A 14,524-nucleotide genomic window follows, 5' to 3' on the forward strand; every position below is an offset into this window, starting at 1 on the left:
TTTGGTTTTCCCTCTTGTTTCATGAGTTATTGCACTTAATGTATCGCTCGGCCCCTGCGCCAACAATTTAAATTGCCTTAACATCCCATTAGCATTGCTAATACTTTTAGGGCATGACATGCGCAATCTGGATCTGGACCTGCTTCGTACGCTGGCGGCCATCGCCCAGCACGAGACGTTCTCGGAAGCCGCCAACCGGCTGCATAAAACGCAGTCGGCGATTACGCAGCAGATGCAGCGGCTGGAGTCCACCATCGGTTTGCCCCTGTTTGAAAAGCAGGGGCGCAACAAGGTGCTGTCATCGCATGGCCGCCGGCTGGTGGAATATGCGCGGCACATGCTCGCCATCAACGATGAAGCGCTGCGCGCCTTGCAGGATGGTCCGCTGGAAGGGGACTTGCGGCTGGGCGCGCCGCTGGACGTGGCGGACACCATCCTGCCCACCCTGCTGACGCACATCGCGCGGTCAGCGCCGCGAGTGAAGCTCGAGATTCGCGTGGATCGCAGCCCCTTCCTGATGGATGCCCTGCGCGCTGGCGAAATCGATCTCACCATCTCCACGCGTTTTGATCAGGATTTCGAAGGCGTGGCGCTACGCACGTCGCCCACGGTGTGGCTGGCGTCCGCCGACTATGTGCACGATGTGCACGCGCCCGTGCCGCTGGTGCTGGCCGATGAGCCCAGCATCTTTCGCCGTCTGGCCTTGAATGCGCTGGAGCAGGCGCAGGTTCGCTGGCACACCAACTATGTGGCGCCGAACCTGGTGGGCATCAAAGCGGCGTTGCGCGCCGGGCTGGGTGTCACGGCCCGCAGCGTGGAGCTGCTGGGGCCGGAAATGCGCGTGCTGGGAGAAAAGGAAGGGCTGCCGCCCTTGCCGGACGTCACCTACTTCCTGTGGATAAGACGTGATCTGATCAATCCGCTGACGCGGCAGGTCTATGACATGCTGCGAACCAACCTGGGGCTGGCGCAGCACGGCGACGCTCAGTAGCGGTCGAACACCGCTTGCACGGCGGCCACGTCGCGGGTGACGGACAGGGCCAGCATCAGCAGGATGCGCGCCTTTTGCGGATTCAGATCACGCGCCGCGATAAAGCCCAGGCTGCCGTCGTCCAGCTCAACATCGCGCGCCACGAAGCCGCTGCCGGTGCGGCTGGACCGCACCACGGCCACGCCGCTATCTGCCGCACGGCTCAATGCGCCGATGGCAAGATCCGTGGCGTTGCCATCGCCCACGCCGGCCAGCACGATGCCATCCACGCTATCGGCCAGGAATTCGATCAAATCGGCTTGCAGGTTGGCATGGGCGTAGACGATATCCACGCGCGGCCAGCCCGCCCTTTCCAATAATGCGAGTGAAAACTCGCTTTGTGTGGTGTGTGCAGTGGTGTTGCGCGAATAGAAGCACGGCGCGCCGCCATGCATGACGCCTGCGCGGCCACGATTGGGCGACGCAAATGCGCACAGGCCTGCGCTGGCGATCTTCTGGATTTCGCGCGCGTAATGCACGTCTTCATTCATGACGACTAGCGGCCCACGGCCGCGCGCGTCGGGGTGGCGGGCAAGCGCCACCGCGTTATACAAGTTGGCCGGACCTTCCGCGCCCAACGCCGTGGCGGGACGCATGGCGCCCACCAGCACGAGAGGCTTGTCGTGCTGGATGACCAGGCTCAGGAAGTACGCGGTTTCTTCAAGCGTATCGGTGCCGTGCGTGATGACGATGCCGGCCACCGACGCGTCCTGGCACAGGGTATTCACACGTTCGGCCAGCGCGCGCCACACGGCGTGCGTCATGTTCTGGCTGCCCACATTCGCGACCTGTTCGGCGCGGATCTCGGCAATGCCTGACAACTGAGGCACAGCCGCCAGCAAGTCGTTCACCGAGAACGATCCTGCCTTGTAGCCGGCAGACGTGGCGTCGGCCTGGGCGCCCGCAATGGTGCCGCCCGTGGCCAGCACGGCGATCACCGGCAAGGCTTGCTCAAGCATCCACGACTCCGGACAAGCCTTGGCGTTCCAGCAGCGAGTTCAAGTGTTCCCAGCCATGGAAGTCGATGACGATCTGCCCTTTCTCTTTTGCGCCCACCTTCAGGGCGACACGCGTGCCCAGGTGGTCGGACAAGGCTTCTTCCAGACGCGTCAGATCACGCGATACGCCGTTGGTCTTTTTACGCGGGGAGGCAGCAGACTCCGTGTCCTTGGCGGTCTTCGCGACCAGCTTTTCCGCTTCCCGCACCGACAGACGGCGCGCAATGATCTGGTTGGCCAGCTGGATCTGCGTGGCCGCATCCACGGCCAACAGCGCGCGGGCATGGCCCATGTCGACATCGCCCGCCAGCAGCATCGTTTGCACGGGCGCGGCCAGATTCAACAGACGCAGCAGATTGCTGGTGGCGGAACGCGAACGGCCGATCGCTTGCGCGGCCTGCTCATGGGTCAGGCCGAATTCGTCCAGCAGGCGGCGCACGCCGTGCGCCTCTTCCAGCGGGTTCAGATCTTCGCGCTGGATGTTTTCAATCAGCGCCATGACGGCCGCGTTCTCGTCGGCCACTTCACGCACGAGCACCGGCACTTCCTTCAAGCCGGCAATCTGCGCGGCGCGGTAGCGGCGTTCGCCTGCGATGATCTCGTAATGGCCGGGCGCGGTCTCGCCCAGTGCGCGCACAAGAATGGGTTGCATGATGCCTTGTGTGCGGATCGATTCGGCCAGCTCACCCAGGGCGCCCTCGTCCATGCGCGTGCGCGGCTGATACTTGCCGGCGCGCATCTTCGAGATGGGCAAGGTAGATGGCGGACCCTCGGGCTTGGCCGCGACGGCCTTGCCGATGTTGTCGATCGCAGGCGCGTCCGCGCCAAGCAAGGCGTCCAGTCCGCGACCCAATCCCTTGGGTTTCTTGGTGGCCATAGTTAAATCCTCTTTCCTTCTGTTTTTGTATCCCGAGCCAGGCTCAGGCGTCCGTCTGCTCGGCGGGCAGACGGTACCAATACGCGTAACAGTCTTTGAAACCGTAGCGGCCATACAAGGTCCGCGCGGCGGTATTCTCCGGCTCAACCTGCAGGTATGCGGTCGTGGCGCCGCCGGCGGCGCCTTCGGTCAATAGATGATCTACCAGGGCGTCGGCGTAGCCTTTACGCCGTTGCCCCGGATCGGTGACGATGTCGAACAGACCGAGCAAGTCACCATCGCGAACGGCCAAGCCCGCGGCGACGCATTGCTCGTGCGCGTCAAAAACCAGCACCGGCTGCTTATCCACAGCCAGCCCTTGCAGACGCGCTTGATGTTCGCCGATATGTTCGGGCGCCGAGCCGCGCATTGCCCCGACCGCTTGCGCGAAGCGGCCGGTGTCGACTTTCCTGAAAAACAGGCCGCCCCGGACGCCAGGCCTGGGGGCGAGCGACATGCTCATGACTCGGGTCTCACCGGTGAAGGTATAGCCGCGGGACTCCAGCTCGGCGTCCAGCGAAAAATCGGGGCCGATGGAGGTAATGCGCAGCACCATGGGCAAGCCATGGCGCGCATACAACGAAGAACAATACGCCAGCCGCTCGTCCAGCGGACGTGTGGATAACCCCAGCACGTTCACACTGCGCACGCGCTTGGCTTCCGAACGCGAGAAGCGCACCAGCCAGCCATCATAGAGCAGCTGCGCACCGACCGCCGTGGCGTTCAGCGCGGCCTCTTCAAGACGCACGCGCAAGCTGTCGCGCACGTCGGCGGGCGGCGTGTGCGAGGCTTGCGATGCAGTCGGAGAAAAGAGCGCGGCAACGGACATGGGTACGACTTACTTCAAGTCCTTTCTGACGCGCTCGATCATTTCAGCGCCGAACGAGATATAGGCTTGCGCGCCGCGTGACGCGCGGTCATACACCACACCCGGCATGCCGTAACTGGGTGCTTCAGCCAGACGCACGTTGCGCGGCACAACGGTCTTGAAGACCTTGTCGCCAAAGTGCGCTTCAAGCTGCGCCGACACTTGCTGTTGCAGCGTCATGCGCGGATCGAACATCACACGCAACAATCCAATAACGCGCAGGTCGTCGTTGATGTTGCGGTGAACCCGCTTGATGGTGTTGACCAGGTCAGACAGGCCTTCCAGCGCGAAGTACTCGCACTGCATCGGGATGATGACGCCGTGGGCGGCGGCCAGACCATTCAGCGTCAGCAGGGACAAGGTCGGCGGGCAATCGATCAGCACGAAATCGTATTGCGTGGCGACAGTGTCCAGCGCGGCCTTCAACTGGCGCTCGCGCTCTTCCATCTGAACCAGGTCAATCTCGGCGCCGGACAGCTCGCGGTTGGCGGGCAGCACGTCGTAGCCGCCGGATTCCGACTTCACGCGGGCCTGCTCAATCGTAGCCTCGCCGATCAGCACCTGGTACAGGTTCGACTCCAGCGCATTCTTGTCGATGCCGCTGCCCATCGTGGCGTTGCCTTGGGGGTCCAGGTCCACCAGCAGCACGCGCTGATTGTGCGTGGCAAGGCCCGCCGCCAAATTGATGGCGGTCGTCGTCTTGCCCACACCGCCCTTCTGGTTGGCAATGCAGAAGACGCGGGCGGTTGTGCTGGGGGGTAAGTTCTTCATAGGGTTCCTTGACTGCGTCCTTCGCTGCGTTCTTCGTTGCGGCGCATCCAGATCAGACAGCGCTCTGCTTGCAGCTCCGGCACCTGGAGCGGCTGAATATGGTCGACTTGCCATTCCCCGCGCGCATGCAAAGCCTGAATTTCTTCTTCGGGGACCTTGCCCTTCATGGCGACGAGGGTACCATCGTTGCGCACGTGGCGACCCGCAAGCTGCGCAAAATCATCCAGGGATGCGAAGGCCCGCGACGTAACGATGTCGCACTCGGCCGGGTCCAGCGTTTCAATGCGTGCATGGCGCGCTTGCAGGTTGGGCAGCGTCAGTGCGCCGCTCATCTGGCGCACGAATGCGGTTTTCTTTTCAACGGCGTCGATGCAGGTCACAGACCACGTGGGCCGCATGATGGCGAGAACGACGCCAGGCAGGCCGCCACCCGATCCCACGTCGTAGACCTTGGCCGCGTGGCGATCGGCGCCCAGCGCGTCGCTGAATGGCCCGACGGCGGCCAGGCTGTCGAACAAATGCTGAATCAGCATCTGCTGCGGATCGCGGATGGCGGTGAGGTTGTACGTGCGGTTCCAGCGCTGCATCTGCGACAGATAGTTCAGCAGCTTGGCTTGTGCGGCGGCGTCAGCGCGCAGCCCCAGCTGCTCGCAAGCGCGAGAGAGGCGGCCGGCCATGTCAGCGCCGGCCTGATCGGTATGGGCGGTCATGCGGCTTGCTTGCGCGAGCCGTAATGCAGGCGCTTCAGGTGGATAAGCAGCAACGAAATTGCAGCGGGGGTCACGCCGGAAATGCGAGCCGCCTGGCCCACCGTTTCCGGACGATGCGTCTTCAGCTTCTGGCGCACTTCGAACGACAGGCTCGTCACGGCGTCGTAATCCACGTCGGCCGGGATGGGCTGCTGTTCGTGCGAAATCTGCTTCTGGACTTCATCCTGCTGGCGCGCGATGTAGCCGGCGTACTTCAACTGAATCTCGACCTGCTCGGCCAAGACGTCATCCGCAACCACGCCGGGGCCGGCCAGCAGCGAACCATCCGCGTTCTGCGCCGCCATCAATGCTCCATATGAAACATTCGGGCGTTTCAACAGATCAGCTAGTGAGTACTCACGTTCAATTGCTTTGCCCAGCAAGGGTTCGGCAATTTCAGCCGGCATCACGCGCGGATTCACCCACGAGGATTTCAACCGTTCAACTTCCGCAGCCACCGCGTCGCGCTTGCGGTTGAAAGCATCCCAGCGTGCGTCATCCACGATACCCAGCTGGCGGCCGATTTCGGTCAAGCGCAGATCGGCGTTGTCTTCGCGCAGGCTCAGCCGGTACTCGGCGCGCGAGGTAAACATGCGATACGGCTCGGTCACGCCTCGCGTAACCAAGTCATCGACCAGCACGCCCAAATAGGCTTCATCGCGGCGCGGCGTCCATTGGTCGCGGCCCAGCGACAACAGCGCGGCGTTGACGCCAGCCAACAGCCCTTGGGCCGCCGCTTCTTCGTAACCCGTAGTGCCGTTGATCTGGCCGGCGAAGAACAGCCCGCTGATCGCCTTGGTTTCCAGCGTGCTCTTCAATCCACGTGGATCAAAGTAGTCATATTCGATGGCGTAACCCGGGCGCATGATGTGCGCATTTTCCAGGCCGCGCAGGGAATGGATCAGATCCAGCTGCACATCGAACGGCAAGCTCGTCGACACGCCGTTGGGATACACCTCATGCGTATCCAGACCCTCGGGTTCCAGGAAGACCTGGTGCGATTCCTTGTCGGCAAAGCGATGGATCTTGTCTTCGATGGACGGGCAGTAACGCGGGCCCACCCCTTCGATCACGCCGCTGTACATCGGCGAGCGGTCAAGGCCCCCGCGGATGATGTCGTGCGTGCAGGCGTTGGTGTGCGTGATCCAGCACGGCAGTTGGCGCGGGTGCATGGCCACATTGCCCATGTACGAGAACACGGGTATCGGGTCCAGATCGCCCGGCTGCTCTTCCAGGATGCTGTAGTTGATCGAGCGGCCATCAATGCGCGGAGGCGTACCCGTCTTCAGTCGGCCTTGCGGAAGCTTCAGTTCCTTCAGGCGCTGGCCCAGCGAAATCGCCGGGGGGTCGCCCGCACGGCCGCCGGAATAATTCTGCAGACCCACGTGAATCAACCCGTTCAGGAATGTGCCGGCGGTCAGCACCACCGTCTTGGCCCGGAACTTCAAGCCCACCTGGGTCACGGCGCCGACGACGCGGTCGCCCTCCACCATCAAGTCTTCCACTGCCTGCTGGAACAGCCACAGATTGGGCTGGTTCTCGAGTCGGCCACGGATCGCCTGACGGTACAGCACTCGGTCGGCCTGGGCGCGAGTCGCGCGGACGGCCGGGCCTTTCGATCCGTTAAGAATGCGGAATTGAATCCCCGCTTCGTCCGTTGCCAAAGCCATCGCGCCACCGAGGGCGTCGACTTCTTTGACAAGGTGGCCCTTGCCGATCCCGCCGATGGAGGGATTGCAAGACATTTGGCCTAGGGTTTCGATGTTGTGCGTCAACAGCAGCGTCTGGGCGCCAGCGCGGGCAGCAGCCAGGGCGGCCTCGGTGCCGGCGTGGCCGCCACCGACGACGATGACATCGAATTCGCGGGGATAGTCCATGATGGGGAGGGAAAGATAAGAAGGCGTTCGGTGCTCATTATAGAGGCAGGGGTTGCATGTTTCACGTGAAACATCGCAAGGCCTGATATTGGCGGGATGGGCGCAGCACTGCCGTAGGCAATTGGCAACGATTCAAGCCAGCCGGTGGGTAAATATGTCGGCATCTGCCTCTGTTTCGAAGCGGATGTTCCACGTGAAACACGTGGCTAGCGCCGCGCCATGCACCGGTTCAGCTAGCAGGGTTAGGCGTAGCGATGTTTCACGTGGAACATTGGGCAGAGGCGTAGACGCCGCAGCGTGAACACATCGTCGGTTTCGCTTTAGCTACTCGTCGATGTTTCACGTGAAACATCCACGTGAAACAGCGTACGGACCCCGACCTTCATATCCGCGACATGTCATGTTCCACGTGGAACATGACGACTCACCCCCGGCTTGACGCCGGAACCGGCGAAGCAACACGTTCTTTGGAATAAGCAGCATGGCATCTGCTGCTGCGAATGATCGTAGGCGTTGTCGCTCTTGGTGAATGTTCCACGTGAAACATTGGGTTCCGCTAGACCTAACTCGAACTACCTAGAGCTCGTTCTCGTCTAGCGATGTTTCACGTGAAACATCTACCTTGCCATTCAGGCCCCCCACCTCACCGATTTCTTCGCCGACGCGATTACGCGTTTCACGTGGAACCAGAGTCGGGCGACCACCCAATCATGAAATTTCACGATCCTCTAGTCATCCTTGTTCCACGTGAAACACACTAAATTTGGGGACGGCGACGATTTCAGCTATGCCATCACTCATCGCTGCGCGCGCCAGGATTAGAGAAAAAAAGAGATATTTTTGACCCTACCCTACCCCTTGCCGAAAATATCGCTCTTTTGCGTTTCACGTGAAACACATCAAGCCACTAAAAATGCGATTCGACAAATAAAGGCGGGCGCTTTACAGGAACTACGCCTGAAGAAATCTCTAAGAATGCAGGGAGGTTCGGACAAAGTCGGGGCGCATTCTCTTTACGCTGAAGACTTAGAACTCATTCACAAGCAGCGGTGGATATCTCTTTGCAGCCGAAAATTCGATAATTTCGCCCCATCACCGGCTTTGGAGTTATCAACAGAATGCGTGCGCGCGTGCGCCGGGCAAAGCCTGTTTTCACGATGAACAACTTTGGGGATAACTCGAAAATCTTCGCGTGGAAAGACAGTGGGAAATCAGCGCTCGGCACACGCGAACCTGATTCCCCAAAATCTAAAATTCGCACAAAACGCCAACGCGTTTCATAGGGACATTGCGATTTTCGTGCCTATTGAGTGCCGAGGAATAACCCGTGACAAGCCGCCTCTTACGGCCCCGGTTCGACACCAAAATAACCGTGGAAAACTTTGTGGATAAGATTCGGCTATCGAGCCAATTAACGGATTCAACGGTGCAACCGGCTTGCCAATAAGACATCGAAAATCATGCGGGAACTCTTGGAATAGGCCTTAGTCAAATTGCGGCTAAATTTCCCACTCGCGGATTATCCACACCCGTGCGACGCGCAATCTGCAGCAGTTATCCCCATCCCGCCTTTCCCCAATCATCACAACTATCTTGCTTGAGGCCTTGCCAGTCCGCCATCATCCATTTGGCGGAGGCGCAGAGTTTCATGTGAATCCCTGTCGAAAACCTGCTTGTCGGTTTTCACAGCGCATTTTCCATATCTCAATTGCGACGTTCGTTCGGACGTCTCAAAGCGGTAATCCTCCGGTCATCATTCGCCAGCTTATCGGCAGAAACTTTGCTTCTTCGAATGAGAAACCGATCGCTATCCCCATTTCTATCCACAGGCTGCGCACCTTCATTTCGGTCTTCCGCCGACAAATTCTGTGCATAACCGGGATGGGGATATCTTTGTGAACAACCGTCCCCGCAAACTAAAAAAACGGGCGGTAGCGTGACCCAGAAAGTCATCGCTTACCGGGCCTGGCGAGACTGAAAACATTGTGGAAAATCGCGCTAAACACCCGTTTTCCCTAGGGAAAGGCCGTGTTTCACGTTGAGCAACATGCACACGGCAGGGAGCGCAGGCGCCATTGCGCCGCGTTAAAAAACACGTTTCGAAAACCTGTTTTTCTGTGCAAAACCCCTGGCCAGGGAATGCCGTTGCTTCATTTATGAGCACAAAAATCTTGATGCCCAAAAATAATTATCCACAGACTTATCCAAGGGTCGAGAATAAGTTAGTGAACACTAACTACGGCTGGATTTCACAGTGGGATGGCGCGCGCGAAGTGGCGTCTTAAATGAAACAACGCCCCAGACTGGGAAGTCTTGGGGCGTTGTAGCCAGGTCGGACCTGGCGGACGGGAAATTGGGATTTCCCGATTTAGAGCGGGCGAATTTCGGCCGCTTGAGGTCCTTTCGGACCATCCTTAACTTCGAATTCGACTTCCTGACCTTCGTTCAGGCTGCGATAGCCGCGGCCCTGGATGGCGGAAAAGTGTGCGAAAACGTCGGTTCCACCCACATCCGGGGTAATGAAACCGTAACCCTTGTCAGCGTTGAACCACTTAACTTTGCCCTTCTGAGCCATTTTTTCTAGCGTCCTGTAATTAAGTCGACATGCAATGAATCAAGGACGCCGTGAGAACTGAACGACCGGTAGAAGTACCTTGCGTTGCTGCTGCGTTCCCGCTCGTCGCCGAGCAACAGAACGAGTCCGCGCGCTGCTTGAATCAACTGCGGAATCAGCATACTCATCCGGCATTACTGGCTCATATTGTTGTTTACCCCAATGTCTCTTTTTTCAGACTCGCACTGAAGTACCGCTAGGCGGAATTCATCTGCCGGCGCGCCAGAAAAGCGTAAATGGGTCCGGTCACAATCACCACGAATACCATCCGCGTCACGTGGAATGCCGTGACTACCGGCACGCCCAATTGCAGCACCTTGGCCGTGATCGCCATCTCGGCAATGCCGCCCGGTGTGGTGCCCAGAATCAGCGTCGGGACAGGCGCCGCCGACCAGTACGACAGCAGCGCCCCAAGGCCGAACGCCAGCGCCAAAGCGCTGATCGTGAACGCCGCAACCACCGCAATAAATCGCGGCGCTGCGCGGAAGAAATCGGGGCGGTAACGATCGCCCAGCGACCAGCCGATGAAGAGCTGCCCCACCTTCGGCACGAAGTCCGGCAAGGCCGACAGCTCGATGCCTGAGGCCGTCAAAATCATCGCCACTAGCATCGGCCCCAGCACCCACGGATTCGGCAACCGAAGCTTCATGAAGATCAGGCCGCCCATGCACGTCAGCGCGACCAGCGCGGCCAAACCTGCGTCATCCACCGTTTTCGGCCCAGGCACCGTCGGGTCCAGCCCCGCCACGCCCCACCATTGAAAAATGAACGGCACCGTCACCACCACCAGCAACACGCGCACGCTGTGCGCCGTCGCCACACGATCAATGCGCGCACCGTGGCGTTCCGCCAGGCTGGCCATTTCACTAGCGCCACCAATGGCTGACGCGAACCACGCGGTCTTGAAGTCCGCATCCGTATAACGGCGCAGCATGGCCGTGCCCAAAAACGCCAGCGCCAGCGCGAACAACATGCCCGCAACGATGGGCCCGGCATTGGTGCCGATATGGCCGATGACCTGCGGCGTGAAATACAGCCCCAGTGACGTTCCGATGACCCACTGCCCGCCATTGCGCGCCGGACGCGGGCAGACGGTGCCCAAGCCCGCAATGCGCGTCGCCGCGGTCACCAGCAAGGCTCCCAGCATCCACGGCAAAGGCAGATGCGCCCATACCGCAAACAACGCGCCGGCCAGCGCAATCGTCAAACCGCCCAGCACTCTTAACAACATATTCTGACCCACGATCCCTTCCACGTGCTTAGCAAATACGAAAAACGAATTATGAGTTAGTGGGATACTTACGAAAAATTTCTCTGCCTACCAGCGTTCACCTTCGCGTCCACCATGATCCGATCCAAACTTCCCGACGTCGGCACCACCATCTTCACCGTGATGAGCCGCCTGGCCATCGAACACAAGGCCATCAACCTGGGCCAGGGCTTTCCTGACTTTGACCCCGACCCCGCGTTGTGCGCACTGGTGACCCAGGCCATGGCCAACGGCCATAACCAGTACCCGTACATGCCCGGCGTTGCGCCCTTGCGCGAAGCCATCGCCGCCAAGACGCGCGAACTCTATGGCCACGCCTACGACCCGGAAACCGAGATCACCGTCACCAGCGGCGCTACCGAAGCGCTGATGGCCACCGTGCTGGCCGCCGTCAACAGTGGCGACGAAGTGGTCGTCATCGAACCTTGCTACGACTCTTACCTGCCGGCCATTCGCCTGGCGGGCGGCACAGCGGTGCCGGTGCCGTTGCGCGCCCCCACCGAAGCCGACCCCTACTACCGCATCGACTGGCAGCGCGTGCGTGACGCCATTACGTCCAAAACGCGCCTGTTGATGCTGAACTTCCCGCACAACCCCACCGGGGCCGTGCTGGACGACAGCGATCTGGACGCGCTGGAAGCCATCGTGCGCGATACCGGCGTGCTGCTGGTGTCGGACGAGGTGTACGAACACATCGTGTTTGACGGCAAGCCTCACGCAAGCGTTGCGCGGCGCCCGCTGCTGGCCGAACATGCTTTTGTCATTTCGTCGTTTGGCAAGACGTACCACACGACCGGCTGGAAGATCGGCTATTGCTGCGCACCGCGCCAGTTGAGCGCCGAGCTGCGCAAGGTGCACCAGTTCATGGTGTTCACGGTGCCCTCGCCCATGCAATTCGCCTTGGCCGAATTCATGCGCGACCCCAAGCCCTATCTGGACTTGCCCAACTTCTACCAGGCCAAGCGCGACCGCCTGTCGCAGGGCCTGGCCAAGACGCGCTTTCGCCCGCTGCCCAGCCCCGGCACCTTCTTCCTGCTGGCCGACTACAGCCAGATTTCCAAGCAGAACGAAGCCGACTTCGCACGCGACCTGACGGTGAACCATGGCGTGACGGTGATTCCCGTTTCGGCGTTTTATCGCCATCCTGATGCGGCGGAATCCAACCATAAGATCGTTCGCTTCTGCTTCGCAAAGAAAGACGCAACGCTGGACGCGGCGCTGGAACGACTGGCGCAGGTGTAAGTCCAAAATACGAATATGAGTAAATGCTCATATTTGTGAATGAAGCACGTAATTGAATAAGGGGCGCCGCAAGCGCCCCTTATCTTTTTCCACCTGGCTACACACCATCAAACCGCGCCATCACACCGCGCCCGCCGCAAGCTTCCTGGACTTGCGAATCCGACGCAACACCTGCGGCACCACCACCACCGCCGCTGCGGCGGCCCACAAGCCCATCGATACAGGACTTGCAAACAGCACGCCCACGTCGCCATCCGTCATCGACAAGGCGCGGCGCAGGTTCTGCTCCATCATGTTGCCCAACACCACGCCCAGCACCAGCGGCGCCATCGGCACGCCGAACTTGCGCAGGAAGTAGCCCAACGCGCCGATGCCCGCCACCAGCAACAGATCAAACGTGCCGGCGTTGATGGCGTACACGCCGATGTAGCTGATGCACAGAATGCCTGGCACCATCAGCCAGCCCGGCACCGACAACACCTTCGAGAAGAAGCGCACCAGCGGCACGTTCATGATGAACAGCAGCACGTTGGCGACGAACAGCGACGCGATCAAGCCCCACACCAGTTCGGGCTTGGATTCAAACAGCACCGGACCCGGCGTGATGTTGTAGAGCGTCAGCGCGCCCATCATGACGGCCGTCGTGCCGGAACCGGGCACGCCGAGCGTCAGCATGGGGACGAACGAGCCAATCGCCGATGCCGTAGCCGCGGCCTCGGGCGCCACCAGGCCGCGCATATCCCCCTTGCCGAATTTGGCCTCGGGGTCTTTCGCTTCGATGATGCGCTTTTCCTGCGAGTACGCGACGGCGGCCGCCACGCTCGCGCCCGCCCCCGGCAACACGCCCACGCCAAAGCCCACCAAGGCGCTGCGCACCACGCTCCACCAGGTAAACGCCAGCTCTTTCAAATTGAAGAGTTTGCGGCCGCTGGGTTTGACTTCGACACTGTGGCCGGCCATCACTTTTTCGAGCATCTCGAGCATCTCGCTGACGGCAAACAGCGCAATCACGACAACGACGAAATCGATACCGTCGGCCAGATGCACGGACTCGAAGGTATAGCGGTATACGCCGGAATTCGCGTCCACACCGACCACCGAAATCGACAATCCGATCATGGCCGCCAACACGCCTTTGACCGGCTGCTTGCCCAGCAAACTCGTCAAGCAGCAGAACGCGAAAATCATCAGCACGAAGTACTCGGCAGGCCCAAACGCCAGCGCCCACTTCGCCAACATCGGCGCAAGCAGAATGATGCCCACCACCGACACGATCGCACCAAAAAACGCGGACCACGCCGACAGCGACAACGCCACATTGGCCAAGCCCTGGCGCGCCAGCGGATAGCCATCCAGCGTCGTCATGATGGCGCTGGCCTCGCCCGGCACGTTCAGCAAAATGGCCGTGATGCGGCCGCCGTACTCGGCGCCCACGTACACCGCCGCCAGCAGGATCAGCGCGGTTTCAGGCGGCAAGTTCATCGCGAATGCGATCGGAATCAACATCGCCACGCCGTTCACCGGCCCCAGGCCGGGCAACACGCCGACCATTGTGCCGATGAACGAGCCGATCATGGCCACCAGAATGTTGGTCAGCGAAAAGGCGACGCCAAAGCCAATCGCCAGATGATCAAGAATGCCGCTCATATCAGGGTCTCCAGCAGTCCGCCGGGCAGGACCACGTCCAGCACCTTGTCGAACAACACGAAAAAGAAAAGGCTCATGACGACGCCGCCAATGGCGCACTTGACCCAGCCGCCTCCGAACAAGCGGCCGACAAACACCGTCATCAACGAAGTCGCAACGACAAAGCCCAGCCACTGGAACAGGAAGGCGTAGCCCACGGTGAACGCCATCATCAGCGCGATTCGGCCGTTGGCGCCGGGCGGGTTGGCCTCGACGGCGTGGCCGCCCTTGTAGACCAGCCACAAGCCGCACAGGCCGATGATGCCGGCCAGCAGCAAGGGGAAGGCGCGCGGGCCGACCGGTTCGTACGCGAAGGGCGCTTCAATGCCCCACCCCGCTGCTGTCATGAAGGCCGCCAGCGCCAACGCGCCGATGCCCAGGATTCGATCGTTCATGATCCACTTTCCGTTGTTGTGGGGATCGCGCGGCGCAGCCGCCCCCAACGCCGCCCAAGACGTGGGCGGCGCGGATGCGCGATCGGATGGGGGGGGGTGAAGCGGCCT

The 14,524-nt window shown here is 60.7% G+C and carries 12 protein-coding genes; 2 read left to right on the plus strand and 10 right to left on the minus strand.

Annotated features, from left to right (window positions below):
- The first annotated feature begins 118 nt into the window (after window positions 1-118).
- Complete coding sequence (locus tag ACFZAI_RS16295; protein ID WP_391567888.1) at window positions 119-991, plus strand: LysR substrate-binding domain-containing protein; 873 nt, start codon at window positions 119-121, stop codon at window positions 989-991.
- Here ACFZAI_RS16295 and ACFZAI_RS16300 read toward each other — a convergent pair.
- The 8 genes from ACFZAI_RS16300 to ACFZAI_RS16335 all read right to left on the minus strand — a co-directional run bounded on the left by ACFZAI_RS16300 (window position 985) and on the right by ACFZAI_RS16335 (window position 11,054).
- Window positions 985-1,989, minus strand: a complete 1,005-nt coding sequence (locus tag ACFZAI_RS16300) for an asparaginase (RefSeq protein WP_391567889.1) — start codon at window positions 1,987-1,989, stop codon at window positions 985-987. The genes ACFZAI_RS16295 and ACFZAI_RS16300 overlap by 7 nt on opposite strands.
- Window positions 1,982-2,905: a ParB/RepB/Spo0J family partition protein gene (locus tag ACFZAI_RS16305; RefSeq protein WP_054420874.1), complete on the minus strand. Its 924-nt coding sequence runs from the start codon at window positions 2,903-2,905 to the stop codon at window positions 1,982-1,984. The genes ACFZAI_RS16300 and ACFZAI_RS16305 overlap by 8 nt, the downstream gene beginning before the upstream one ends.
- Before the next feature lie 43 nt (window positions 2,906-2,948).
- Window positions 2,949-3,773 carry a GNAT family N-acetyltransferase gene (locus ACFZAI_RS16310; RefSeq protein ID WP_391567890.1) on the minus strand — a complete coding sequence of 275 codons (825 nt, stop codon included), beginning with the start codon at window positions 3,771-3,773 and terminating at the stop codon, window positions 2,949-2,951.
- 9 nt (window positions 3,774-3,782) lie between these two features.
- The gene (locus ACFZAI_RS16315; RefSeq protein ID WP_391567891.1) at window positions 3,783-4,583 is read right to left on the minus strand and encodes a ParA family protein; all 801 of its coding nucleotides are present in this window, start codon (window positions 4,581-4,583) and stop codon (window positions 3,783-3,785) included.
- Window positions 4,580-5,293: a 16S rRNA (guanine(527)-N(7))-methyltransferase RsmG gene (gene rsmG, locus ACFZAI_RS16320; RefSeq protein ID WP_391567892.1), complete on the minus strand. Its 714-nt coding sequence runs from the start codon at window positions 5,291-5,293 to the stop codon at window positions 4,580-4,582. The genes ACFZAI_RS16315 and rsmG overlap by 4 nt, the downstream gene beginning before the upstream one ends.
- Window positions 5,290-7,209, minus strand: coding sequence for a tRNA uridine-5-carboxymethylaminomethyl(34) synthesis enzyme MnmG (gene mnmG, locus ACFZAI_RS16325; protein ID WP_391567893.1), 1,920 nt, complete (start codon window positions 7,207-7,209; stop codon window positions 5,290-5,292). Before mnmG ends, rsmG begins: the two co-directional genes overlap by 4 nt.
- 2,368 nt (window positions 7,210-9,577) lie before the next feature.
- Window positions 9,578-9,784 carry a cold-shock protein gene (locus tag ACFZAI_RS16330; RefSeq protein ID WP_006216596.1) on the minus strand — a complete coding sequence of 69 codons (207 nt, stop codon included), beginning with the start codon at window positions 9,782-9,784 and terminating at the stop codon, window positions 9,578-9,580.
- A gap of 235 nt (window positions 9,785-10,019) precedes the next feature.
- Window positions 10,020-11,054, minus strand: a complete 1,035-nt coding sequence (locus tag ACFZAI_RS16335) for an AbrB family transcriptional regulator (protein WP_391568526.1) — start codon at window positions 11,052-11,054, stop codon at window positions 10,020-10,022.
- A 114-nt stretch (window positions 11,055-11,168) separates the two neighbouring features.
- On the opposite strand from ACFZAI_RS16335, the gene ACFZAI_RS16340 reads away from it, so the two are divergent.
- Window positions 11,169-12,335: a pyridoxal phosphate-dependent aminotransferase gene (locus tag ACFZAI_RS16340; RefSeq protein WP_391567894.1), complete on the plus strand. Its 1,167-nt coding sequence runs from the start codon at window positions 11,169-11,171 to the stop codon at window positions 12,333-12,335.
- A 120-nt stretch (window positions 12,336-12,455) separates the two neighbouring features.
- Here the strand turns inward: ACFZAI_RS16340 and ACFZAI_RS16345 are convergent, their stop codons facing one another.
- Both ACFZAI_RS16345 and ACFZAI_RS16350 read right to left on the minus strand, forming a co-directional pair.
- Window positions 12,456-13,982, minus strand: coding sequence for a tripartite tricarboxylate transporter permease (locus ACFZAI_RS16345; protein ID WP_391567895.1), 1,527 nt, complete (start codon window positions 13,980-13,982; stop codon window positions 12,456-12,458).
- Window positions 13,979-14,416 (minus strand): tripartite tricarboxylate transporter TctB family protein, encoded by a 438-nt coding sequence (locus tag ACFZAI_RS16350; protein WP_391567896.1) that lies wholly within the window; start codon window positions 14,414-14,416, stop codon window positions 13,979-13,981. The genes ACFZAI_RS16345 and ACFZAI_RS16350 overlap by 4 nt, the downstream gene beginning before the upstream one ends.
- Window positions 14,417-14,524 lie beyond the last annotated feature (108 nt).

The organism is Achromobacter sp. NPDC008082, from assembly GCF_042957345.1.
Taxonomy (GTDB): Bacteria; Pseudomonadota; Gammaproteobacteria; order Burkholderiales; family Burkholderiaceae_B; genus Achromobacter; species Achromobacter kerstersii_A.